General features: G+C 33.0%; 19 protein-coding genes. 6 read left to right on the forward strand and 13 right to left on the reverse strand.

Going from position 1 to position 23895, the window contains the following annotated elements:
* Window positions 1–101: 101 nt before the first annotated feature.
* The 3 genes from O5633_RS08475 to O5633_RS08485 all read right to left on the reverse strand — a co-directional run bounded on the left by O5633_RS08475 (window position 102) and on the right by O5633_RS08485 (window position 2236).
* On the reverse strand, window positions 102–998 hold the full coding sequence (locus O5633_RS08475; protein ID WP_269609216.1) for an SDR family oxidoreductase: 897 nt from the start codon (window positions 996–998) through the stop codon (window positions 102–104).
* Window positions 999–1259: 261 nt separating this feature from the next.
* Window positions 1260–1670 carry an HNH endonuclease gene (locus O5633_RS08480; protein WP_269609217.1) on the reverse strand — a complete coding sequence of 137 codons (411 nt, stop codon included), beginning with the start codon at window positions 1668–1670 and terminating at the stop codon, window positions 1260–1262.
* Window positions 1671–1813: 143 nt separating this feature from the next.
* Entirely contained in the window at window positions 1814–2236 is a 423-nt protein-coding gene (locus O5633_RS08485) for a DUF6554 family protein (protein WP_269609218.1), read from the reverse strand.
* A gap of 244 nt (window positions 2237–2480) precedes the next feature.
* Here O5633_RS08485 and O5633_RS08490 point away from each other — a divergent pair, with 244 nt between their 5' ends.
* Entirely contained in the window at window positions 2481–2669 is a 189-nt protein-coding gene (locus tag O5633_RS08490) for a hypothetical protein (protein ID WP_269609219.1), read from the forward strand.
* A 23-nt stretch (window positions 2670–2692) separates the two neighbouring features.
* On the opposite strand, the gene O5633_RS08495 is transcribed toward O5633_RS08490, so the two are convergent.
* Window positions 2693–3847 (reverse strand): pyridoxal-phosphate-dependent aminotransferase family protein, encoded by a 1155-nt coding sequence (locus O5633_RS08495; protein ID WP_269609220.1) that lies wholly within the window; start codon window positions 3845–3847, stop codon window positions 2693–2695.
* 79 nt (window positions 3848–3926) lie between these two features.
* Between O5633_RS08495 and cbiD the strand changes: the two genes are divergently transcribed.
* Window positions 3927–5072, forward strand: coding sequence for a cobalt-precorrin-5B (C(1))-methyltransferase CbiD (cbiD, locus tag O5633_RS08500; RefSeq protein ID WP_269609221.1), 1146 nt, complete (start codon window positions 3927–3929; stop codon window positions 5070–5072).
* A gap of 66 nt (window positions 5073–5138) precedes the next feature.
* Window positions 5139–6725 carry a glutamine-hydrolyzing GMP synthase gene (gene guaA / locus O5633_RS08505; RefSeq protein ID WP_269609222.1) on the forward strand — a complete coding sequence of 529 codons (1587 nt, stop codon included), beginning with the start codon at window positions 5139–5141 and terminating at the stop codon, window positions 6723–6725.
* 237 nt (window positions 6726–6962) lie between these two features.
* Here the strand turns inward: guaA and O5633_RS08510 are convergent, their stop codons facing one another.
* From O5633_RS08510 to O5633_RS08525, 4 genes are all read right to left on the reverse strand, one after another.
* On the reverse strand, window positions 6963–8546 hold the full coding sequence (locus O5633_RS08510) for a tetratricopeptide repeat protein (RefSeq protein ID WP_269609223.1): 1584 nt from the start codon (window positions 8544–8546) through the stop codon (window positions 6963–6965).
* A 574-nt stretch (window positions 8547–9120) separates the two neighbouring features.
* Complete coding sequence (locus tag O5633_RS08515) at window positions 9121–10782, reverse strand: tetratricopeptide repeat-containing sulfotransferase family protein (protein WP_269609224.1); 1662 nt, start codon at window positions 10780–10782, stop codon at window positions 9121–9123.
* 405 nt (window positions 10783–11187) lie between these two features.
* Window positions 11188–12771, reverse strand: a complete 1584-nt coding sequence (locus O5633_RS08520) for a sulfotransferase family protein (protein ID WP_269609225.1) — start codon at window positions 12769–12771, stop codon at window positions 11188–11190.
* A gap of 592 nt (window positions 12772–13363) precedes the next feature.
* Window positions 13364–13681: a pyrimidine/purine nucleoside phosphorylase gene (locus O5633_RS08525; protein ID WP_269609226.1), complete on the reverse strand. Its 318-nt coding sequence runs from the start codon at window positions 13679–13681 to the stop codon at window positions 13364–13366.
* A 48-nt stretch (window positions 13682–13729) separates the two neighbouring features.
* Here O5633_RS08525 and O5633_RS08530 point away from each other — a divergent pair, with 48 nt between their 5' ends.
* Window positions 13730–13915: a hypothetical protein gene (locus O5633_RS08530; RefSeq protein ID WP_269609227.1), complete on the forward strand. Its 186-nt coding sequence runs from the start codon at window positions 13730–13732 to the stop codon at window positions 13913–13915.
* On the opposite strand, the gene O5633_RS08535 is transcribed toward O5633_RS08530, so the two are convergent.
* A complete protein-coding gene (locus O5633_RS08535) occupies window positions 13916–14191 on the reverse strand; it encodes a DUF1651 domain-containing protein (RefSeq protein ID WP_269609228.1) in 276 nt (91 codons plus the stop codon).
* Window positions 14192–14370: 179 nt separating this feature from the next.
* On the opposite strand from O5633_RS08535, the gene O5633_RS08540 reads away from it, so the two are divergent.
* Window positions 14371–14541 (forward strand): hypothetical protein, encoded by a 171-nt coding sequence (locus O5633_RS08540; RefSeq protein WP_269609230.1) that lies wholly within the window; start codon window positions 14371–14373, stop codon window positions 14539–14541.
* A 900-nt stretch (window positions 14542–15441) separates the two neighbouring features.
* A complete protein-coding gene (locus tag O5633_RS08545; protein WP_269609231.1) occupies window positions 15442–15804 on the forward strand; it encodes a hypothetical protein in 363 nt (120 codons plus the stop codon).
* A gap of 381 nt (window positions 15805–16185) precedes the next feature.
* On the opposite strand, the gene O5633_RS08550 is transcribed toward O5633_RS08545, so the two are convergent.
* The 4 genes from O5633_RS08550 to O5633_RS08565 form a co-directional block, all read right to left on the reverse strand.
* Complete coding sequence (locus O5633_RS08550; protein WP_269609233.1) at window positions 16186–17835, reverse strand: tetratricopeptide repeat protein; 1650 nt, start codon at window positions 17833–17835, stop codon at window positions 16186–16188.
* Window positions 17836–18682: 847 nt separating this feature from the next.
* Complete coding sequence (locus O5633_RS11660) at window positions 18683–20173, reverse strand: tetratricopeptide repeat protein (RefSeq protein ID WP_332299677.1); 1491 nt, start codon at window positions 20171–20173, stop codon at window positions 18683–18685.
* Window positions 20174–20248: 75 nt separating this feature from the next.
* Entirely contained in the window at window positions 20249–20731 is a 483-nt protein-coding gene (locus O5633_RS08560; protein WP_269609235.1) for a hypothetical protein, read from the reverse strand.
* Between the two features lie 505 nt (window positions 20732–21236).
* Window positions 21237–23033 carry a tetratricopeptide repeat protein gene (locus O5633_RS08565; protein ID WP_269609236.1) on the reverse strand — a complete coding sequence of 599 codons (1797 nt, stop codon included), beginning with the start codon at window positions 23031–23033 and terminating at the stop codon, window positions 21237–21239.
* Window positions 23034–23895: the final 862 nt, after the last annotated feature.

The raw sequence follows: 23895 nt of genomic DNA on the forward strand, positions 1-23895 counted from the left end.
AATGATATTAAATTAATTTCATTTGATTCTAATTATTAATTAAATCTATATCAATTTTTTAACAAAATAGCGATTAAAAACAAGATGGAAAATAAGGATTATTAATTTATTTTTAATTTTGAGAAACAATTTTTTAAACCAGATTTAAAATCAGGATAAATTAGAGAATAACCAAGTTTTTTACACAATAACTTATTATCAACTTTTCTATTCTCTTGCCAAAAAGAAAGCGCCATAGGGCTCATTGTTTTTTTTGCAATTTCAAAAGGCACTGTTGATGGTAGAGATTTTTTAGCTATTTTCGCTGCTAAAGCAATCACTTCAATATTATTTGTTGGTAAGTTATCGGCTACATTTACTACACATGGATTTTTACCTTTAGCAAAAAGATTTATTAAAAATAAAACAGATCCAGCAATATCGTCGACATGAATCCTTGAAAACACTTGCCCTGGCTTGTCGACCATTTTTGTTGTTCCATTTAAAAGGCTTTCAAATGCAGATCTGCCAGGTCCATAAATTCCTGGCAATCTGAGTATTTGAATAGGCAGCTTTGTCTCTAACCATTGTTTTTCACAAGAAAACCTACGAATGCTTCTTTCTTGTTTAGGATTAGGAGAAGAGTTTTCATTGACCCACTCCCCTTTTGTATCTCCATATACACCGGTAGTTGATAAGTAGCCAACCCATTTTAAATTTCTTGAATTTAGTAATTGAGTCTTGAGTTTAAGTAGAACAGGGTCTTCTCCACTGGATAGAGGAGGAATACAACTTAAAACATGAGTTGCTCCCTCGAAAACTTCATTCGAAAATTCTTTATCAGAGTTAAATATGAAATCAGCTCCTTCGCTATTTTCTTGTCTTCTGCTGCACAATACTTTTACTCCTAGATGTCTTCCTACACTTGCGATCCTTTGACCACTGAATCCACCTCCAAATATAATTAATTTTGATTTGGGTGGCAGAGGATCTAATCGCTTGACAATATCTTCAATCATTAGTACAAATGTATTATGTTGATTTTTTAGCAATGATTGCTTCTTATTTAAAGCCTAGTCTGAATTCCATTAATGGTCATACCAAATTCACGAACGATAAAAGATTATTGGTTCGAAAGAATAATAAAAGCTTGATAAAGCCTTTTCTTGCTTCAATTTTCTTTCTTTATTGTATTCTTTTAATCCCTGAAAGGCCTTCTCATATAGCGTCTATATGTGAAAAATATAATTCTTCTGCCGCTTGTCAAGTTTGGTAGAAATTTAAGCTGCTTGCCAAGAAAAATCTTCATTCAATCCGGATTTTGTTTTCTCAATACTTCTGTTTTGTTTAGGTTGAGCCCATTTAAGAAGTCTCAGAGCTAAACGTATGTCCCCTTCCGTCCATGCTTTGATAGCCATAGAACGTCTTGGGTCGTAAAAACGTTGTTTTCTATACCATTCAAACGCATCATTATCTGTTTTGCTGCCGTTACATGAGAGGCAGGCAGGTACACAATTTTCAGTAATGCTTAATCCACCTTTACTTCGTGGTAAAACATGATCAATTGATTCTGATTTTTTTCCACAATATATACAGCTTTTATTAGTGAATTCATGCAATGATTTGCGCCATCTTCTGTCTCTTAGCTTAGGGCAGAGATCTTCTAAGAAAACCGCATCCCTTTTGTGCATAAGTATTTGTTAACTAAAAGAATTTTGCCTCTATTGACCAATAAGTCAATGTATCGAAAATTGCATTTTTAGAATTTATAAGAATTTTTTTATTTAGCAAGATTGAGTACGAAGCTTTTTTTACTTTTATAACTTAAATTTAATTAATAATTATAACGATCTATATTTTTACCTTTAGGAATTTTTTCTGTATTTTCGATAGATGATTTTACTTCATTTTCTAATTCATTATCATCACTAAACTCTATTGAGCTTGATTCACCTGTATATAAATCGCCTAAATAATTAATGCAATCTTCATATTTTATAGGATCTTGCACTACTTCTTCAACAATGAATGAGGCAGCTTGTTTAGGCGAAGTTTTGAATAAACCTTGTTTTTTATTTTTAATAAATTCATAGGCTGCTTGCCAGCTTGGTTCATGAGGGTTACCTCCATTCCTCATAAAGCAATATATGTCTGCTCCGTTTGTTACTGCTGCGTTAGTTTTTAATCCTAAAGTAGTACCGCAGACCAAACACATTATTGAAATAGGTAAGAAGTTTCGCTTTATCTCAAATGGCATGATTTTAAGAGAATTATCAATATTAAATTATCTATTTTTCTTTCTTCTGTCTAGCTGAGGTTCGTATTAGTAGTTCTGTTTTATTGCTTAATTTTCTTAGTTTTTGATTTGATAAAAAATCGTATTTATAAATCGATGAATGAAATGTTTTATTTGTGATCTTGTTTATTTTTTTAAATTACTAAAATATCTATCTTTTGATATAGTGATTTGATAAAAATTGTTTGTACTTAAAAACTTAATAATGGATCAAGTACAAGTTAAAAAACAAGCATTTTTAAAAGAAGCTGGCTATTTTTTTCAGAATGCATCTGAGCATGCTGATGAAGGAGATTTGCAATCATGTGCTTGCTTTATCTTGAAAGCACTTAATAAAGAGAGAAAGGCTGGCCGAATAGGGCCTCAAGTGCTTCAAATAATTAAAACTAGATGATAATTGTATAAATTCTGAAAATATTATTCTTTATTGAGGACTGAAATTGTTTTTGCAATTCCTTGTCCAGTTGGCGATTTGAGCTTTCCCATTTTATCTAGAGTGCACTCCAAAGCAGATATAACGCTAACAATATCTCTATCATTTACAAATCCTAAATGACCAATTCTAAAGATTTTGCCTTTTAAATGATCTTGACCGCCAGCTAGAAGTATATCAAAATCATTTTTTATTGATTTTCTGATATTCTCAGCATCTATATTTTCAGGTTCAACAGCTGTTATGGCTGGGCTTCCAAAACCTGCTTTTGTAAATAATTTTAGACCCATGGCTTTTATTCCTTCTTCTGTAGCTTTTTGATGACGAGCATGACGACTGAAAATATTATTTAACCCTTCTTTTTGCATCATATTTAGTGAAGCTTCTAAAGCGAAATATAAATTTATTGCAGGAGTAAAGGGATTACTATTCTTATTTACTGTTTTTAAATATTGTTTTAAGTCTAGATAAAATTTAGGTAAATCAGATAAAGCATTTGCTTCCCATGCTCTTTTGCTCATGGCAACAAAACTGAGACCTGGTGGAATCATATAACCTTTTTGAGAACCTGATGCTATTACATCAATTCCCCATTCATCCATTGGGATATTGCATGCACCAAGGCTTGTTACGCAATCTGCAATGGTAATAGCCTTGCTATGAATTTTTACTTCATTATTAATTGCTTTAAGATCGTTAATTACTCCTGTTGATGTTTCTGAGTGAGTCAGAATTACCGCTTTAATTTTGTTATCAGTATCTTCTTCAAGAATCCTCTTAAATTGATTTGGATCTAGAGGTTGGCCCCATTCAGCCTTTACTACTTTTACATTTAATCCATATGCTTTTGCAACTTTTATCCATCTTTCTCCAAATTTGCCATTCTCACCACAGATGACTTCATCACCTTTGCTTAATGTATTGATTATTCCTGCTTCCATTGCCGCTGTCCCACTTCCTGTAATTGTTAGGACGTCTGCTGTTGTTTGGTGAAGCCATTTGAGTTGCTCTGTTGTCTTTTGAACAATTTCTTGAAAATCCCCACTCCTATGACCGATTGGGTGTTTACTCATACAACTCAAAACATTTTCCGGAACCGGTGTTGGTCCAGGAATCATTAGATTCAGTTTGTCCTGCATTTACTTATTTAAATCTAGATTATTATTATTTTAAAAAATTATTTAAGGAATTTCCTCTATCGTCAGCTCTTCGAATGATTTGAATGAATTTACTCTTCCAGTTTGGGTAGTAGCGGCTGCAAAGTCTGCAACGAATATCCTCATTGGGAATAAATTCAAAGAAACTGAGACAATTGATTTACCCAATAATCAAGATTCAATAACGGTTCCTATTTCTTCTTCTGCATTACTTGATAATGGTGAGCGATCATTAGGAGTTAGTCATTGTCAATCTGGATTATCTCTTGATGTAACAAGAGGATTAGAAGTATGGGCTTATATTCAATTAAACAAAGCAAGTTCTCATTCGCGAAAGATAGTTAAAAAGGACTTTCCTGATTGGCTCGATTTTCATGCTGGTTATGGAGTCGGTAAATTCGAATCATCTGGTCAGCCATGCATTTCTAAGTTTACGCGTGACTTGTTATGTATCAATCTTTATCCCTTATTGCCCAAAGGTTATGAATTTAAAGTAGAAATTGTTTTACCTGAAGGCAAAGATCGTGCTTTAAAGACAAGTAATAAAGCATTTGGCGTTGTAGATGGATTATCACTTATTGGGACACAGGCTGAGGTGCAAATTAGTGCTTCTCCAGAGCAATTACAAAATTGCAAAGAAATTTTGCGACATAGGTCTTCTGAATCAGCATTTGATGGATGTTTGACTTTTGTGATTGGTGAAAATGGAATGGATTTAGCTTTAAAATTTGGACTTCCAGCAAAGCAAATTATTAAAACAGGTAATTGGTTAGGTCCTCTCCTTGTTGCAGCTGCGGAAAGTGGTGTAAAAAATCTTTTAATCTTTGGCTATCACGGCAAATTAGTAAAACTGGCTGGAGGTATTTTTCATACTCATCATCATCTTGCAGATGGAAGACTTGAAATACTCACTTCACTAGCTGTTAGAGAAGGTATTTCTATTGACTTAATTCAAGTTATAAGTAAATCAACTTCTGTGGAAAATGCTTTATTAGCACTTGAGACACATAATCCAGACGAAGTTGCTTTGATTTGGAGCCGAATGGCAAAAGAAATCGAAATTAAAAGTCGGAGCTATATGAATCGATATTTGTCTTCCTCAATGAAAATTGGTTCTGTTTTGTTTGATCGTAAAAGACAAATTCGTTGGGCTGGTTTTCAGGGGTTAAAACACATTAATTCTTTAGGGTTATTTCTTAAGTCATAGGCATATTCCTATGCTCTTAATTAGTCTGTTTGATAAGAATGTTTCATAAGGATTCATCAAGTTAATATGGCATCAATGATTTCAGAGGAAAAACGTAATCCAGCAATCGTCATTCTCGATTTTGGGTCTCAATATTCAGAACTAATTGCCAGAAGGATTAGAGAAACAGAGGTTTACTCATTAGTAATGAGTTACACAACCTCTGCTGAGCAATTACGATCTCTTAAGCCTAATGGAATTATCTTAAGCGGAGGCCCTGGATCTGTTTATGAAGAAGGTGCTCCATATTGTGATCCAGAGATTTTCAATTTAGGAATTCCTGTTCTTGGTGTTTGTTATGGAATGCAATTAATGGTTCATCAGTTAGGAGGCTCTGTTAAACCTGCTACTGGTAAAGCTGAATATGGTAAAGCTCCTTTAGAAGTTGATGATCCTACAGCTTTATTAACTAATGTGATAAGTGGTTCTACTATGTGGATGAGCCATGGAGACTCAGTTGAAAAATTACCTAAGGGATTTGTCAGATTAGCTCGTACTTCTAATACGTCAGAAGCAGCTATCGCTCATCATGATAAGAGCTTTTATGGAGTTCAATTTCATCCTGAAGTTGTTCATTCAACTCATGGAATGGTTTTAATTAGAAATTTTGTATTTCATATTTGTTCGTGTGAATCAGATTGGACAACAAATCTATTTATAGATGAAGCTGTGAGCCAAGTACAGCAACAGGTAGGAGATAAAAAAGTTTTATTGGCTCTATCGGGTGGAGTTGATTCATCAACTCTTGCATTTTTATTAAACAAAGCAATAGGGTCTCAATTGACATGTATGTTTATTGATCAAGGTTTTATGAGAAAAGGTGAGCCGGAATTTCTTATGTCTTTTTTCGACGAGAAGTTTAATATTAATGTTCAGTATATCAATGCTAGAGAAAGATTTATTTCACAATTAAGAGGAGTCACAGATCCTGAGCAAAAGCGAAAAATTATAGGTAGAGAGTTTATTAGGGTTTTTGAAGAGGAGAGTCTTCGTCTAGGCCCCTTTGATTACTTAGCTCAAGGGACCCTCTATCCAGATGTGATTGAAAGTGCAGGAACAAACATTGACCCGAAAACAGGGGAACGCATAGCTGTAAAAATTAAAAGTCATCATAATGTCGGTGGTTTGCCAAAAGATTTACAATTTAAATTGGTAGAACCTTTGAGACGTTTATTCAAAGACGAAGTTAGAAAAGTTGGTAAATCACTTGGATTACCTAATGAGATAGTTCGTCGACATCCATTCCCAGGACCAGGATTGGCTATAAGAATTTTAGGGGAAGTTACTCATGAAAAACTCAATTGCTTAAGAGATGCTGATTTAATAGTGAGAGAAGAAATAAATAAAGCTGGCTTATATAATGATATTTGGCAAGCTTTCGCTGTCTTGCTACCTGTGTATTCTGTTGGGGTGATGGGAGATCAAAGAACCTATGCATGGCCTATTGTTCTTCGTTGCGTATCAAGTGAAGATGGAATGACGGCTGATTGGTCTCGCTTACCTTATGAAGTCTTAGAAAAAATTTCTAACCGCATAGTTAATGAAGTCGAGGGAGTAAATAGAGTTGTTTTGGATATAACAAGCAAACCTCCAGGAACTATTGAGTGGGAGTAACGGAAACGTCTACTCTCTAGTGATAACTTGATTCTTATCGTTTCACACGGCATTTACTCGCCAATCAATCCTAGTGATGGCAAGGGTTTTCAGGAGTGCGTTTCACATAGGCTTCACAAAAAATCTTTTTACTGTCTCTACAGAAATATGGTAGAAAGTCAGAGTTCTCTACAAATCAAAATTTTTTCTCTTCTATGAAGAGTTAGATTAATTTTCTTTGAAAGCAAAGTAAATAAACTAACTATCCTCTCTACGTCCAAATAACAAAGTTACATTGATTCGGCGATTTTCATATCCGTCTTTGAATTCATAACTATCAGTTTCATGAAATAAATTAGAATTGAAGATAACAGCGCGATTTTGGTTATGTGGAATAACTTGTGTATTGCCTTTGCTTTTTTTTAGTTCTTCTCGGATTTTTGTTTTGTCATTAGGATTATTGTAAATTTTAAAATCCCAATCATGTGGAGCTTCTACGTCGTAAACGATTAAACCACCAGATTTGGGATTTAAGTTGGCTTCTTTAGGAGTAATCCAAAAATTTACATTTATTGCTGCCTGATCTGCGTGAACTTTGATGCCTCTGAGTAATGAATTTTCATTTTTTGCGCGACTATCATACTTGTAAGCCCAGATCCCCTTTATTGGATGATTTTTGAAAATTTTTGGGAACTTTTTTCTAAGCTCTTCCGCTATTTGAATAATTAATGGACTAGCTAAACCTTCTTTCAAATAAGCCCCAAGATATCCACCACTTTTAACATCGAACCAAATTGTACTTCCCAGTAAAAATTTGCGAAGAGATTTCAGAGCAGTAGGATTTAAGAAATTATCAATGTAAGTCAACCCGAATTCATGATCGAAATAGTTCTTTGTAATTTCTTCAATATTTAAGGAATTGTTTACTGCTTCTTTTTGTAATCTAGGTGCTTCTATTACATTAATTAAACGATTATAGCTATCTTTCAGAAGGCTTTGATGTTTATTATTTAGAGTAATTAATTGGGTTTCAGATGGCCAGTTAATCTCAGTAGCAATTTTTTTATAAAGAATGGCAAGCTTAGTAAATTTTTGGGTCTCGTAATCTTGGGAGACTAAATATTCAAATTGTTCAATATCATGTTCGATTTTAGCTTTACTGATATCTTTGAATATTGAGGTATTAGGGTCTTGATTATTCTCTCCTCTAAGTAACTCAGCACTGTTTGAAAAATATTTAAGGGATAATTCGTGCGAACCTTTTTCAAGGAGTATTAATCCCAGATTGGAATGATTATTTGCCAAATCAGGTTTTAATTCAATTGCTCTGCGAGTAGATAATTCTGCTTCTTCTAATTTGCCTAGATCTTTCAATATGACTCCCAGATTGGAATAAGTATCTGCGAAATCAGGTTTAATTTCAATTGCTTTGCGAGTGGATAATTCTGCGTCTTGTAATTTGCCAAGATCTTTCAATATGCCTCCCAGATTGGAATGTGCTTCTGCGAAATCAGATTTGATTTCAATTGCTTTTCGATATAACAATTCTGCGTCTTCTAATTTGCCAAGATTTTTTAATATGACTCCATAATTATAAAAAACTCTGTGATCTCTACCTCCTTGATTAATAAAAAGTTGATAATATTTTGTCGCTTGTGGAATATTTCCTTGTGAATGAAACTTAAATGCTTGATTGATTATTTGTTCTTTAGAAAGTTTGGAAAGAGTGTTCGTACTAATAGTTATATTTTCTTTTTTTTCTCCTAAAGCAAATGGAACTGGGAATGTAGTTACTTTAGTGCCTGATGTATTTACTTTCTTTGTTTGCCTATGTTTCTCCATCTCTGCCGTTTCTTTTCTCTGAATCCTTTTATGTTACTACTTATCTTGAATCCTGTTTTATTCTTTCGAAAACCATTTTTTGCCTTTTTGAGTGAAACTAAAACGTAGGTTTGTATTATATTTCTACGTAGAGAACATAGGACAAGGGGACAAAATCACCAAACGGAAACAGGATGTAATATGATTTACGTAATCTCTATATGAATGTCTAAAACGGAAATATAAAAGGGCAAAAATGTCTCCTACACGTTTCCCATACGTTTCCCACCAGAATTGAGAGAAAATTAGTTGAGTGAAGCACTGGGATTCCAAGGAATATTTGGGGTTGAAACTATTGAGTGGGAATAGTCCACAGGGCAAAAACGTAGTCCACCACTCAAATTCGTTGTCCCCCGTAAGTTCCCCGTGCTATATTGCATTTAAGAAACCCTGTCACTCACTGCGTTTTTACACCCCATATATAGTAGGAACTATTGAGTGGGAGTGAATATAACTACAAAAGGTAGTTATAGATTAAAAGATGTAGTTCCACGTGAGTTCAAAGTAAAAAGTTATGAACCTAGTTCTAATGATTTTAGGAGGTTATGTAGTGATATTTATCCGTTTGAGTAAGGATTTCAATAGCAGGTTTCAGCATATCTTTGTAGTTCTTCCATCCATTAATTGATTTTGAATTGATAGGTGAACGAACTTCAACATTACTTCTTGTGAAGATTGAGCGAGGGTTGAGATGCGGTGTTAGATATGATTCATTCCACTTCCAACCTAACCAAGAGATCAAAGATTTAATTTCTATATTAGGATTGCTTACTAACAAATCGTAATTCAAGTCGTATATTTTTGATCTAAATCTATTCTTATACCCTGTCATTAAGTCTTCTTGATTTAAATAAACTCTTGCACAATCAACCAAGGAAGAGGAATATTCATTCCCTATAGCAAAATTTGCTCGGTAAATTGAAAGAATATTATCTAAAGGATTCCTACAGCAGTGTATGATTTTGGCATTCGGTATTTGATTACAGATAATACCTGCATATTGATAATTATATAAGTTTTTATTAGTTGTAATATTAATTGCACCCTTTAAACTATTAGCCTTCTTCCAATATAATTGAGCAATAGTTAGTTTTTGATCAACTTCTTTTTGCTCTAGGAATGATTCCTCGAGGATATCACTCTCTCCTAAATCATTAACACAAGTATTCATAGTGAGAATTGATTCCAATAATGTAGAACCACTTCTTGGCATTCCTACAATGAAAATACTTTTTGGAGATTGCATTTGTTCTTTTTTAGTAATCTCGTTTTTATATGATTGAATTAGTAATGCTCTAGATTTATTGATAATAATTTCAGGTTTAGATGGTTTGAGATAAAGTTTTAATGTATTTGCTAAGTTAAGCCATTTGTAACTTTCTTCGTAATTTTTCTCCTTATGAAGAATATTTGCTCTAGCGAAGTAAATATGAATTTCATCTTCTTTTGATTTGTTTTTTAAGATAGTTTCAGAAAATAGGTTATCCTTCCATATTGTATTTTTATTGGAATATTTAAGAGTCGATAGAGAAAAATATGCCCTTGCGAAATCTGGTTGCAGTTCAATTGCTTTGCGTAATGAGATTTCTGCTTCTTCGAAGTTTCCAAGATTACTCAATATTCCTCCCAAATTGTAATGCGCCTCTGCCAAATCAGGTTTGATTTCAACTGCTTTGCGTAATGAGATTTCTGCTTCTTGTGATTTGCCAAGATCATTCAATATGTTTCCCAGATTGGAATGCGCCTTTGCGTAATCAGGATTGAGTTCAATTGCTTTACGTAATGAGATTTCTGCTTCTTGTAATTTGCCGAGATCTCTCAATATGTTTCCCAGATTTAAATGCGCCTTTGCGTAATCAGGATTGAGTTCAATTGCTTTGCGTAATGAGATTTCTGCTTCTTGTAATTTGCCGAGATCTCTCAATATGACTCCATAATTAGAAAAAACTCTGTGATCTTTAAAATCTTGATTTATAAAATGCTGATAATATTTTGCTGCTTCTGAAATGTTGCCTTCCGACTGAAATTCAAATGCTTGATTGATTATTTGGTCTTTAGAAGGTTTAGAAAGAGTATTGGTATAAATAGTAAGATTTTCTTGATTTTCCCCTACAGGGAATGGAACTGGGTATGTTTTGATCTCAGGAATTTTCTTCTTTCCTTCTTCTTCTTCTTCTTGACTACGATTATCCATCATCTCTTATCTTTGCTCTCTTTTGGTTCTTCGGATTTTACTACTAATTTCAATCTTTATTAATTCTTTCTGAAATTATTTTGAACTGATAGAGAGAGAATAAAAAAAGGTCTGTATATTTTTTTCTACGTAGAAGAGCAGGTGACAAGGTGACAGAAACATAGTTATTGCCATGAAATTGAATGAAACACTCTACTACTTCCCTACAAAAGCATCACTGAGTGTATTTTCCCTTGTGATCCATTGGTATAAATGGGTTTTGTGTGGCAAACTTTTACCGTCTCCATGGAGAAATCGTAGAAAGATGCTTTTCTATACAAAACCAAATTATTTTTATACTTGTTAAGTAGTCAGATTTACGGTTTTCAAACTCAGAACTGATATATATCCGCGAAAATTTTTGGATATTTATCTTGAAATTTTCTTCAGTTTTCTAAGTTGGTTTTGTGAGGTTATGTCTTGATATTTATCAGTTTGAGTAAGGATTTCAATAGCAGGTTTCAGCATCTCTTTGTAGTTATTCCATCCACCAATTGATTTTGAATTAATTGGTGAACGCACTTGAATGCTACTTGCCGTGGATACTGTGCGTGGATTTTGATGCGGCGATAGATATGAGTCATTCCATTCCCAACCTAACCAAGAGATCAAAGATTTAATTCCTTTATTAGGATTGCTTACTAAGAAATCATAATTTAAGTCGTATATCTTTGCTCTAAATCTATCCTTATATTGAGTCATGATTTCTTCTTGATCTAAATATACTTTTGTGCAATCAACTAAGGAAGAGGAATATTTATTTCCTCTAGCAAAATGTGCTCGGTAAATTGAAAGAATATTATCTAAAGGATGTCTATAGCAGTGGATAATTTTTGCGTTTGGTATATGCCGAGCAATAATACCTGCGTATTGGTAGTTGTATAACCATTTATTAGTTGTGATATTAAGTTCAGTCTTATTATTTACTTTTTCCTCATATAATTTAGCAAGATTTATCTCTTGTTTAAACTTCTTATATTCAAGGAATGATTCCTCTAGAATATTAACTTCACCTAGATCATATACATCATTACTCATACTTAGAATTGATTCCAATAATGTTGAACCACTTCTAGGCATTCCTACTATAAAAATACTCTCAGAAAAATTTCTGTGTTCTTTTTTATTAATCTCCTTTTTATTAGATTCAATAAGTAATACTTTAGATTTATTGATTAAACTATCTGCTGTAGATTTTTGAAGAATTAGTTTTAATTCATTCGCCAACTCAAGGTATCTAGAACTTTCATTGTATTTCTTTTCCTTATGAAAAATATTTGCTCTTGCGAAGTAAATATCAACTTGATTTTTTTTTGATTTGTTAATTAAGATATTTTCAGAAAAGAGTTGATTCTGCCATATCTTATTTTGATCAGAATATTGAATTAATGATAGTGAATAATATGCTTCTGCGAGATTAGGATCAAGTTCAATTGCTTTACGAGTTGATTTTTCTGCTTCTTTTAAGTTGCCAAGATTTTTCAATATATTTCCCCGATTGGAATATGCTTCTGCGAGATTAGGATCAAGTTCAATTGCTTTACGAGTTGATATTTCTGCTTCTTTTAAGTTGCCAAGATTTCTCAATATAATTCCCAGATTGGAATGCGCCTTTGCGTAATCAGGATTAAGTTCAATTGCTTTGCGGATTGATAATTCTGCTTCTTGTAACTTGCCAAGATCTTTTAATATGACTCCATAATTAGAAAAAATCCTGTGATCATTACACCCTTGATTTATTAACTGTTGATAAGATTTTGTTGCTTCTGAAATATTCCCTTCTAAATGAAACTTAAATGCTTGCTTGATAATTTGCTCTTTAGAAAGATTAAAATGAGAATTAGTATTAATAGTGATGCTTTTTTGATTTTCTCTTAAAGGAAATGGAACTGAAAATGTTTTTACTTCAGTAATTTTATTCTTTCGTTCTCCTTCTTGACTAGAATTATCCATTTTCTCTTTTTTGGTTCTTCCGATTTTACTACTAATTTCAATCCTTATTCATTCGTTCTGAAATCATTTACCACTTATAGAGCGAGAGTAAAAAGTAGATCTTTATATTATTTCTCTACAAAATGATCATTGAGTATAATTCTCCTTATAATCTATTGGCCCGATTGGTTTTACGTGGGTTTCAAGTGCTATATGTAAAGATGAAATTCGTTGGTATGACTGGGGTTTAGGAGTGCTCTTTTGTGATTGACTATTGAGTGGGAGTAAATATAACTACTAAAAGATAGCTATAGATTAAAAATTGTAGTTCCACGTGAGTCTAAAGTAAAAATTGATGAACCTAGTTCCAATGGTTTTTGGAGACGCGTTCCACGTGAGTTCCACGTGGCCCCTTGTCACCTTCTCTGTAAAGACATCGTAGAATGTTTGATTTCTCTAAACTTGTGATTTTTCAATGCATCATTTACAAGGAATCTATTGACGACTTCTCTACATATTCTTTTGTCCTTAGGATTTAAAAAGGCACAAAAAAACCTTTTCTAAAGCAGGTTTTCTTGAAGATCAGTCGCAAGTGTTTCCCTGCTCTGATTTTTTAATCATCAAAATAAGAGCATGTGTAGTTTACTAATTCTGAAACCTCTAAACAAAATGAAGAATTTGGGGGGACAATAAAATCCATACCCTCTGTTATTAATGTCCAATCTTTATCACCTGCGATTTTTACATTTAGTTTTCCAGAATGGATTTCCATGAGTTCTCTTGACGCAGTTTTAAATTCATATCCACCCTCCAACATCACTCCTAATGTTTTTTTTGAACCATCTTTTAAAAAGATATTCCGACTAATAACTTTACCTTCAAAATAAATATTTGCTAATTTATCAACATCTACATTTTGATAGTTATTCATTTAGAAATACCCCAATCTAATTTTCTAATCACTAATCATAATATATAGATGTTGAGTTTCATTTATGCACTTGTTATCCCAGTACTGATTTTGGGATTGCTTTATCTATTCATCATTGAGAATAATGGTCTTCCAGATTGGATGGAACGTGTCTCAAGAAATAGTGGCTCCGTCTGGACTTATGGAATTATTGCTATCGCCCTCGTTGGTATTCTTAGATATCTGATTCGATAATTAAGCAGCAGCATCATTGATTTGAGGCTCTATTAATTCCCAATCATTAGATAGCAGTTCATTCCACGTTTCATGGGCAGATTTATAATCAAGTCTTCTTGTATTTTTTAATTTGGTTGGAATGCCTTCTTCAGTGCAATACCAAAGTTGAGTAAAGACAGTGGGTGCAACCATGACCGACTTTGGATCACGAATAAAGAACAAACAAAAATCTCTTGTTGGTCCAACTAGCCAACCTGTTGGTGTTGGCAATGCTTCTCTGATTGGTTGATTCATACTTCTCTCCTTTAATTCAAGGCATCAAAAAAGCACCTTGCTCACTGGTATTACGCAGGTGCTTTATGAGTGAGGACTGCTTGCGTGAGGAATGTCCTAGTACAGATATACTATTAAATATTTAGTGGTTCGTCAAGCATCTGAATCTTTTTTTGGGTGCATTGAAATACTCTATAAAAATGATATTCGAATCAAACAAAGGAAAATCCTTTATCAAAGAGCAAGCAATAGACCTAATGGTGTCATTTAGTGCAACTGACGCAAATTCAGAAAAGAAATGGAGAGGTTTCTATAACTCTTTATCGCAGAGTGAATTAAAGAATGAATGGGATGAATATTGGCAAACTTAAACGCATGAAGAAGGGGGCAAGATTTTGGTTGCCCCCTTTAAGTTCAGCACTTTTGTATCCATTTGAACAATCCATTTCCCGTACTAACCCTTCGCCGACCTACGACAACTCAAGTGCTAGTACTCCAACCCATTTCTAATCAAACCTAGAGATCGGAACATGAGAGTAAACACCTGTTTATTGCCCAAAAAGAAAAACCCCTTGCCTAATAGTGGCACTAAGGGTCTTTGTCTACCGCAGAACTTATTTTGTTGAGGAGTGTTCTGCTATTTCTTTTTTAATCAATTTCAAAAGAGGTCAACATTAGAATTTATTCCTAATCAAAGATCGTCTTCATGATTTCCAAAGGGCTTATATCTGATATCGAAAATCAAAACTACTGCTGTGCTTAAAAGCAGTAATCCAAAAACAACTTGGGGAGGTGGAAATATCATTAGAACATTCTAGAAAAGGCACAAAAAAACCGCCCAGTTCTCTTAGGGCGGTTTCTTTGTGAGATCAGGCGCAAGTGTTTCCTTGTTTCCACTGCGGAGGATCTCAACTCCTCACAAATTAAACTTAATCAACGTCACGAAAAGAGAAATACTGAGTATTAGAGTTCTTTAACTGTCACATGTGCCAATTCTTTAAAATCAACCATTAAAAAAGCACCCTACTTACGCGAATTCGAGTGCCTTTTTACAACAGAACTATTGTGTGAGGAGTTGTTCTGTTATTTCTTTTCTACTCCTGTCTGCACCTTTTGTCACTACTAAAAAGACAAACTGATGAGAACCTACAAAATAGGAATAAGAACAAAGGATCCAAGAATAAAAAGTGGGGACTTTTAACGAGTTCTATCAATCATTAGATCCTGAATCAAATAAACTCTCTTAGTGTATTGAAGAAAAATAGAAGATTATGGATGAAACTTGGTTAAAAGAACTCAATCAAAGAAATCTTGAGTTGGAAGGAGAAGATAGTTCGAAATGGGATTGTGTAACCGTTTCTGTTTCGTCCTCAGTTTTAAACAAATTAAGTCAGGCAGAACAAGGGAAATTTGAAATTACTGAATTCAAAAGAGCAACGAATGAAATTGAGCATTGGGCAAGAGTAGAAGAAATATGTGATTTCTTTGGAGTTGAAGATCCCGATCTAGCAGGAGATGTCTATGTCAGAAAGTTCAAAAACTTGACTGTAGATGAGGAGAGTAGATGGATGGATTTAAAAGATATCAATGACGAGATACCTGAGGGTTTTGGCGTAAAAATCGATCGTAGTTAAGGAAAGTTAAATAATTGTTTGCTCCCTTGCTAATGGAAATATTTGCTAATTCAATGTTGCCACGTGAGTTCCACGTGGAAAAATAGGGGAGAAAATCCCTATCCACCACTCAATAATTTGAGCAGGTGCTATTGATTGGGAGCAACGGAAACGTCTACTTTCCAGTGATAACTTGATTTATACGGTTTTACGTAGGTTTGAAGTGGCACATTTTTACCGTCTCCATGGAGAAATCGTAGAAAGATGCTTTTCTCTACAAATTAAATATTTTTATTCTGTGGAAGTTGTCAATTCCCCCTTTTATAAACCCAGAACTGATACATCTCTTTGAAGGTATTTGGATGTTTTTCGTCAAATTTTGGCCAGTTTTGTAAGTTGTTTCTATGAGGTTATGTCTTGATACTTATTAGTTTGAGTAAGTATTTCAATAGCAGGTTTCAGCATATCTTTGTAGTTCTTCCATCCACCAATTGATTTTGAATTGATTGGGGAACGAACTTCAACATTGCTCCTCGTTTTAACTGATCGAGTATTTAGATGTGGTGATAGATATGACTCTTGCCAATCCCAACCTATCCAATTGATTAAAGATTTGATTTCTTTATCAGGATTCTTAACTAATGAGTCATAATTTAAGTCATATATTTTTGATCGAAACCTATTCTTATACTTACTCATTACTTCCTTTTGGTTTAAATAAACATTTGCGCAATCAACTAAGGAAGAAGAATATTCATTTCCTTGCTCAAAATGTGCTCGATAAATTGATAAAATATTATCTAGCGGATTTCTATAGCAGTGAATAATTTTTGCGTTTGGTATATTCCCCGCAATAATACCTGCATATTGGTAGTTGTATAACCATTTATTAGTTGTGATATTCAATTCAGTCTTATGATTTACTTTTTCCCAATATAATTCAGCAAGATTTATCTCTTGTTTAGGTTTCTTACACTCAAGCAATGATTCCTCTAGAATATTAATCTCACCTAGATCATGTACATCATTACGCAGACTAAGTATTGATTCCAATAAGGTAGAACCACTTCTAGGCATCCCTACAATAAATATACTTTCAGGATATTTTCTAAGTTCTTTTCTATTTATTTCTTCTTTATCAGATTGAATGAGTAATACTTTAGATTTATTGATTAAAAGATTCGCATTCGATGGTTGAAGATAAAGCTTTAATTTATTCGCCAATTTAAGGCATTTAGAACTATCTTCGTATTTTTTTTCCTTATGAAGAATATTTGCTCTTGCGAAGTAAATATTAACTTGATCTTTTTGTGATTTTTTATTTAAAAAACTTTCTGAAAAGAGTTTATCTTTCCATATCTTATTTTCATCGGAAAATTTTAGTAATGATAGTGAATAGTATGCTTTTGCTAAATCTGGATTCAGTTCAATCGCTTTGATTACTGATAGTTCTGCTTCTTGTAATTTCCCAATATATCTCAATATTTTCCCCAGATTTAGATAAGCATCTGCGAAATTAGGATTGATTTCAATTGCTTTGCGAGTGTATAATTCTGCTTCTTGTAATTTACTAATATATCTCATTATTTCTCCTAGATTTAGATAAGCATCTGCGAAATTAGGATTGATTTTAATTGCTTTTAGTAGTGATATTTCTGCTTCTTTGACTTTCCCAATATCTATCAATATGTATGCAAGATCGTAATATGCTTTTGCGTAGTTAGGATTCAGTTTAATTGCTTTGCGAGTATATAATTCAGCTTCTTTTAATTTCCCAAGATTTTTTAAAATTACACCATAATTAGAAAAAACTCTATTGTCATTAAAACCGCGATCAATAAAATATTGATAATATTTTTCTGCTTGTTGAATATTTCCTTCTGAATGGAACTTAAATGCTTGATTAATTATTTGTTCTTTAGAGGGATTAGAAGGAGTTTTGGTATTAATAGTAATGTTTTCTTTAATCTCACCTAAAGGAAATGGAACTGGAAATGTAGATACTTCATAGACTTTCTTTTCCCCTTGATCTTGCTCAGCAGATGGTTCCATCTATATCTTTCTATCATTTGATGCAAGGTATTTTACTACTAACTCTGCAATAATTATTATTTTATTGTGAGCGCCATCAATTAGCAGTCTCTTTGAATAGTTGCCTACGATATTTCTAAGGCAATGTCATCATTAAGAAGTTTCACTCAGAAACTATTGAGTATCAAATACTATGATTTCTTCAGTTATAAGAATAGATCCTGAACTGTATATTTTTAGAGGAACTATTTAGTGGGAATAGTTATAGGTGTAAATCCCAGCTATAGATTGAAAGTAGTGATTTGTTACGGGTTTGTTTCGTAACCTTGTCATATTCTCTATAGAGAAGTCGTAGAAGAATTGATTTTTCTGCTTTATTAAATCCATCTTTTTGAAGAAATCAATGCTCTTAGCAACTATGTCTATAAAGATGAGACTTATTTGGTAAAACTTTAAGTTCTATATAGGTGATTTTCAAATAATATAGAAAGGGATTTCGGAGACAGGTGAAATTGGTCGCACATATGAAGGTTGTTATTTTCTCCATTTCTAGTTGATGTCAATGTATAAATATCTAAAAAATAGGAACCCCTAGATAAAACTTCTTTCTTTAAGCATTCATTGTATCGTTTGATCATTTTAATTCTCTTTATATCTAACTCATCAAGAGAATCCTTTTCTTTTTCCGATTTTACTACTAATTTTGATCCCTATTAATTCTTTTTTCAAATCATTTTTGTTTAATTTTTTATTACTATAAAACACGAGTCTGTTTGAATTTTTCTCTTTAAATTTTGACCAGTTTTGTATGAATATGCCTTATCTTCTGGAAATATTTTATTCTTAAAATATTTAGAATTGATGATTATCAGAAGCCATAGAAATTAGCACTTAAAACTATTCTATCTTTTCTACCATGATAGGAAACGGAATGATATCTTTCTGCACCAATGATTACCAACATATTGTTAGTTGGTAATATTTCTTCGTCAGGCTCATATAATTTTAGTATTCCAGGATCTTCGCCATTTTGATCTCCTATATCTAGATAATAGATTAAGCTGTATTTATAAAATTTTAATCCAAAGAAAGAATCTCTTTTGCCTATATGCCAATGAGACTTGGCACCAGCACTAGATCCGGATTTGAAAATATTAAAAAATGATTCGCAAATTATTATTTCCTTTAATCCAAGCTCGGCCTTACAAATGTTCTTTAAATCATCTGAAAGGTTTGATATGGTAGGTGATTGATCATCAAAGAAATGAAGATCTTGGGAACAATACCCTTTTCCATATCGAGCATCTACTGTGTTATTTAGCTCTCGATTCTTGACACCATATAGATAAGTTAATAATTCATCTTCTCTTTTCCGATTTAAAATTAATTTATTTTTACTTTTATTAATTAATGATTTTGACCTTTTTTTAATATCTAAGTTTTTTGAATATATTAAATTATTTCTTGCTAGGCCTGTTGCGTTTAGTGCGGCATTTATATAAGCTTTTTGATGGTTCTCTAGCTCTAGTGACTTTGCTTTCAATAGGTTATTTGTCACAACTTCAAATGCTTTTCTCTTAAAAATACAACCAGCATATAAAAAATATGCTTGCCAATCAGGTTTAAGTTCAATTGCTTTCTTTAGTGATAATTCTGCTTCTTTGAATTTCCCAAGATCACTCAATATGAACCCCAGATTGGAATGCGCCTCTGCGTAATCAGGACTGATTTCAATTGCTTTTCGAGTGGATAATTCTGCTTCTTTGAATTTGCCAAGATCTTTTAATGTGTCTCCCAGATTGAAATGAGCATTTGCAAAATCAGGTTTGATTTCAATTGCTTTTCGAGTGGATAATTCTGCTTCTTTGAATTTCCCCAGATTTTTTAATATGACTCCCAGATTGGAATGCGCCTCTGCGTAATCAGGACTGATTTCAATTGCTTTTCGAGTGGATAATTCTGCTTCTTTGAATTTCCCAAGATCACTCAATATTAGTCCCAGATTGGAATGCGCCTCTGCGAAATCAGGACTGATTTCAATTGCTTTTCGAGTAGATAATTCTGCTTCTTTGAATTTCCCAAGATTTTTTAAGATGACTCCATAATTAAAAAAGACTCTGTGATCATTAAAACCTTGGTTTATGAAATCTTGATAATATTTTATTGCTTCTAATATATTTCCTTGTGAATGAAACTTAAATGCTTTATTGATTATTTGTTCTTTAGAAGATTTAGAAAGAGTATTGGTATTAAAAGTAATTTTTTCTTTTATTTCTTCTAAATTATATGGAACTGAGAATGTTTTCACTCCAGTAATTTTCTTCGTTCCTTCTTTTTCTTGACTAGAACTATCCATCATCTCTTATCCTATTTGGTTCTTCTACTTTTCCTTTTCTAATCAAATTCATAAGGGTCAGTATCGGAACATTATTAATCAACAGTCAGCGTTAGCAATGCCCATACCAAGAACAGCACCTAGAGGAATAGACCATGCATAAGCATCTTTCTTGGAGATTGCAGCAGCAAGTCCACCTCCAAGAAGTCCTCCTGTGGTTGTATTACTTGAATTACAAGTACTTCCACTAGTTCTATAACTGTGAGAAACTAATACTTTTTGGTGAGTTGGCTTGTAATACCTGCGATGAGTGTGAGGGAAATAATGAACGTGATTATTGTGATAACGATATTTGGGAACCGGTGGAATCCAACTCAATGAAGAACAAGGCACTTCAACCTTATCCAAATAGGACTTCACATAACCCATTAATTTTCTAGTTCCAGCAACATATTCCTCTTTGTAGATTTCCTTGTAGCAAGTTCGTTGAGTTGTATAACCCCTCTGGTGATGATATCCATCTGCCATTGCTGCCATTGGAGAGAGAAGTATTGCAGTTAGGAGTAATAGTCGCATTCTCATTGTTTATTTCCATCTTTAATATAAACATAGGATTCTTCTAATCCAATAACAAGCAATTCAGACACTATGTGAATTGATTGGTGTATTAAGAAACAAGTTTTTTTAATTCAGTTATTATCTTTTTCCTTTGCTTTTTTTTCACCAATTGCTTGATTTTTGCCAGTGCTACATCATTGATTTAAATTGTAAGCTAGATTAAGTATGAAAACCATAGGACTTATAAGAGCTATATATTGATATCGATTGGCTGTGGATCCGAATTTCTTATGATTTTTCGACTTAGAGATGTAAAATAAGAGGATACCATTGCCAGACCGAAACAGCATATAATTCGATTTACGTAATCACTAGATCAATATCTAAAACTACAAGATCATTTCATAGATGTTTCCTATGCCTTTCACATGGGTTTCAAAAAAGAATTGACGAGAAATAGGTTGAGTAAGGGATTTGGATAACCATGAATGTTTAGGGTAAAGACTATTGATTAGAGTAGTGGAAACGGCTACTTCCTCGTGGCTATTCCATTTCTGAGTTCATTTGATACTCTTTCCATCACTTCTTCCCAGTTATATATCTCTTTTTGTCTGAATAATCGCATTGATGGATACCAAAATGTACTTTCTCCCTCAATTCCCCATCTCCATTCTGGAATATGTTTAAGAAGTAACCAAGTCGATTTGCCCATCCCTCCAGCCAGATGAACAATTGAAGTATCAGAAGTAATAATTAAATCACAGTTTTCTATAATGGCAGCATTTTCAAGAAAATCCCAAGTCTTATCGACTTGTGGTTGACATTCAACAAACTGATTTTTAAATGAGCAATTGTTTAATTGCTCGGAACCAAAACCTTTTTGTAGTGATAAAAAATTGTAATTATTTTTCTTAGCAAGTGTAGAGAAAGTTTCTAAAGGTAGTGAACGGCCTTTTAAATCTTTCTTTTCGACATTTGGATTCCCTTGCCAATTTATACCAATAATTGGTCTTTTCTCCCTAGAGAGTAGATGTTTCCATTTTTTTTTATGTTCACTTGTTGGATAGATATAAGGTTCGGAAATGATTGGATTTTTTGGATTTATTTGTAGATATCTAGGTAAGGATAATAGTGGGATCCATTGATCTGCAGAAAGGGTATTTGCTTGTTCTGGAGTTAATGGATCTGAATCAATAAATGATGCCTTGATTAATGAATGGAGTTTTGTTTGAGCACAAAAAGATATATCAAAACCTTGCTTTTGAAGATATGGGATATACCGCATATATTGAAGCGTATCTCCTAAACCTTGCTCGCTAACGATTAAGAGTTTTTCTCCTTTTTGTAATTTTTGATTTTTGAATTGCTTTAGCTTTGTATTTGCGTGAGTAATAGCTGGTTTTTTTGTTTTAAATCTAAACTCATAATTCTCAAGACCAGACTGATATTCTCCTCTTAAAAGTTGAATCCACGACAGATTGAAATAAGCTTCAGAGTAATCAGGCTTGAGTTCAATTGTTTTGCGAGTGAATAATTCCGCTTCTTGTAAATTGCCAAGATCTCTCAGAATTAACCCTAGATTGAAATAAGCTTCAGGGTAATCAGGCTTGAGTTCAATTGCTTTGCGAGTGAATAATTCCGCTTCTTGTAAATTGCCAAGATCTCTCAAAATGCCTCCTAGATTGGAATGTGCCTCTGCTAGATTAGGTTTTAGTTCAATTGCTTTGCGAGTGAATAATTCCGCTTCTTGTAAATTGTCAAGATCTCTCAAAATGCCTCCTAGATTGGAATGCGCCTCTGCGAGATCAGGTTTTAGTTCAATTGTTTTGCGAGTGAATAATTCCGCTTCTTGTAAATTGCCAAGATCTCTCAAAATGTCTCCTAGATTGGAATGTGCCTCTGCGAGATCAGGTTTTAGTTCAATTGCTTTGCGAGTGAATAATTCCGCTTCTTGTAAATTGCCCAGAGCTGTCAATATGGATCCTAGATTTAAATGAGCTTCAGGGTAATTAGGCTTAGATTCAATTGCTTTTCTATAGCATTTTTCTGCTTGTTGTAATTTACCAAGACTTTGTAAAATTGATCCATAATTAGAAAAGACTCTATGATCAGTAAACCCTTGATTGATGAAATTTTGATAATATTTTGATGCTTCTGAAAAATTTCCTTGTGCATGAAAATTAAATGCTTGATTAATGACTTGTTCTTTTGAAGGTTTAGTAATTGTAATGTTTTTTTGATTTTCTCCCAAAGCAAAGGGAACTGGGAAAGTTCTTATTTCAGTCACTTTTTTTTTTCTTCGCTCTTTTGGATTAGATCTATCCACCTTTTTTTGCCAAGTTTTTTCTTCCTTGCACCTTACTACTATTTTTAATTCTTTTTGACCTTATTGGAATTCATTTAGTCAGATTAAAATGAAGAGCTATATATTATTTCTCTATATATAGATTTGGGAAAAGGTTACAAAATATCCCAATTTAAACATGATGGAATTTGTTCTACGAAATTTCTAATTAATGTCTAAAACGCAAAAATCAAAGGATAAAAGCGTCTCATGCACTCAATCTATACGTTTTCAAGGAGAATTAAAGAATAATTATTTGAGTGAGTAACTGGCAATTGAAATAATATTTGGTGTAAGAACTATTCAGTGGGCGTTATTACCACTACTGAATTGTAGTGATATTTTTCGAAATCTCACTTCTTTAGACTTTTATATAGAAAATAAAGTACCAAAGTGATATAGATTTCAAATGTCACTTCCATTTGTTCTCTTTTACCTTCTTTTTAAAGACGTTGTAGATAGGTTATTTTCTTTGAACTTGGTATTGTATTACAATTTATATGTAAAAAGGCATAAAAAAACCTGCTCAAAAGCAGGTCTTATAAAAGATCAGTCGCAAGTGTTTCCTTGTTTCCACTGCGGAGGATCTCAACTCCTCACAATTACAACATAATCAAAATGGCGATGAGAGGAATAATGACTATTTGAGTTTCTTAACTGTCACATGTGCGAATTCTTGATAAAAGTGAGAGCAAAATACAAGCCTTATAATACTGGTGTCTTACTATTCTTTGCTTTTCAACTCGTGACGATAATTTCATTTTTAGTCTAAGTTGTGTAGGTAGCATTAATACTCATTCAAATTAAATAGATAAGTAAAGAAGTCTAGCCTTATTTTTTAGAG

The sequence above is a fragment of the Prochlorococcus marinus str. MIT 1013 genome, assembly GCF_027359395.1.
Taxonomy (GTDB): domain Bacteria; phylum Cyanobacteriota; class Cyanobacteriia; order PCC-6307; family Cyanobiaceae; genus Prochlorococcus_B; species Prochlorococcus_B marinus_E.

Bases quoted from the DNA above. Each gene is read 5' to 3' on its own strand.
- O5633_RS08475 (WP_269609216.1), bottom strand. From the start codon at position 998: ATGATTGAAGATATTGTCAAGCGATTAGATCCTCTGCCACCCAAATCA.
- O5633_RS08480 (WP_269609217.1), bottom strand. From the start codon at position 1,670: ATGCACAAAAGGGATGCGGTTTTCTTAGAAGATCTCTGCCCTAAGCTA.
- O5633_RS08485 (WP_269609218.1), bottom strand. From the start codon at position 2,236: ATGCCATTTGAGATAAAGCGAAACTTCTTACCTATTTCAATAATGTGT.
- O5633_RS08490 (WP_269609219.1), top strand. From the start codon at position 2,481: ATGGATCAAGTACAAGTTAAAAAACAAGCATTTTTAAAAGAAGCTGGC.
- O5633_RS08495 (WP_269609220.1), bottom strand. From the start codon at position 3,847: ATGCAGGACAAACTGAATCTAATGATTCCTGGACCAACACCGGTTCCG.
- guaA (WP_269609222.1), top strand. From the start codon at position 5,139: ATGGCATCAATGATTTCAGAGGAAAAACGTAATCCAGCAATCGTCATT.
- O5633_RS08510 (WP_269609223.1), bottom strand. From the start codon at position 8,546: ATGGAGAAACATAGGCAAACAAAGAAAGTAAATACATCAGGCACTAAA.
- O5633_RS08515 (WP_269609224.1), bottom strand. From the start codon at position 10,782: ATGATGGATAATCGTAGTCAAGAAGAAGAAGAAGAAGGAAAGAAGAAA.
- O5633_RS08520 (WP_269609225.1), bottom strand. From the start codon at position 12,771: ATGGATAATTCTAGTCAAGAAGGAGAACGAAAGAATAAAATTACTGAA.
- O5633_RS08525 (WP_269609226.1), bottom strand. From the start codon at position 13,681: ATGAATAACTATCAAAATGTAGATGTTGATAAATTAGCAAATATTTAT.
- O5633_RS08530 (WP_269609227.1), top strand. From the start codon at position 13,730: ATGTTGAGTTTCATTTATGCACTTGTTATCCCAGTACTGATTTTGGGA.
- O5633_RS08535 (WP_269609228.1), bottom strand. From the start codon at position 14,191: ATGAATCAACCAATCAGAGAAGCATTGCCAACACCAACAGGTTGGCTA.
- O5633_RS08540 (WP_269609230.1), top strand. From the start codon at position 14,371: ATGATATTCGAATCAAACAAAGGAAAATCCTTTATCAAAGAGCAAGCA.
- O5633_RS08545 (WP_269609231.1), top strand. From the start codon at position 15,442: ATGGATGAAACTTGGTTAAAAGAACTCAATCAAAGAAATCTTGAGTTG.
- O5633_RS08550 (WP_269609233.1), bottom strand. From the start codon at position 17,835: ATGGAACCATCTGCTGAGCAAGATCAAGGGGAAAAGAAAGTCTATGAA.
- O5633_RS11660 (WP_332299677.1), bottom strand. From the start codon at position 20,173: ATGATGGATAGTTCTAGTCAAGAAAAAGAAGGAACGAAGAAAATTACT.
- O5633_RS08560 (WP_269609235.1), bottom strand. From the start codon at position 20,731: ATGAGAATGCGACTATTACTCCTAACTGCAATACTTCTCTCTCCAATG.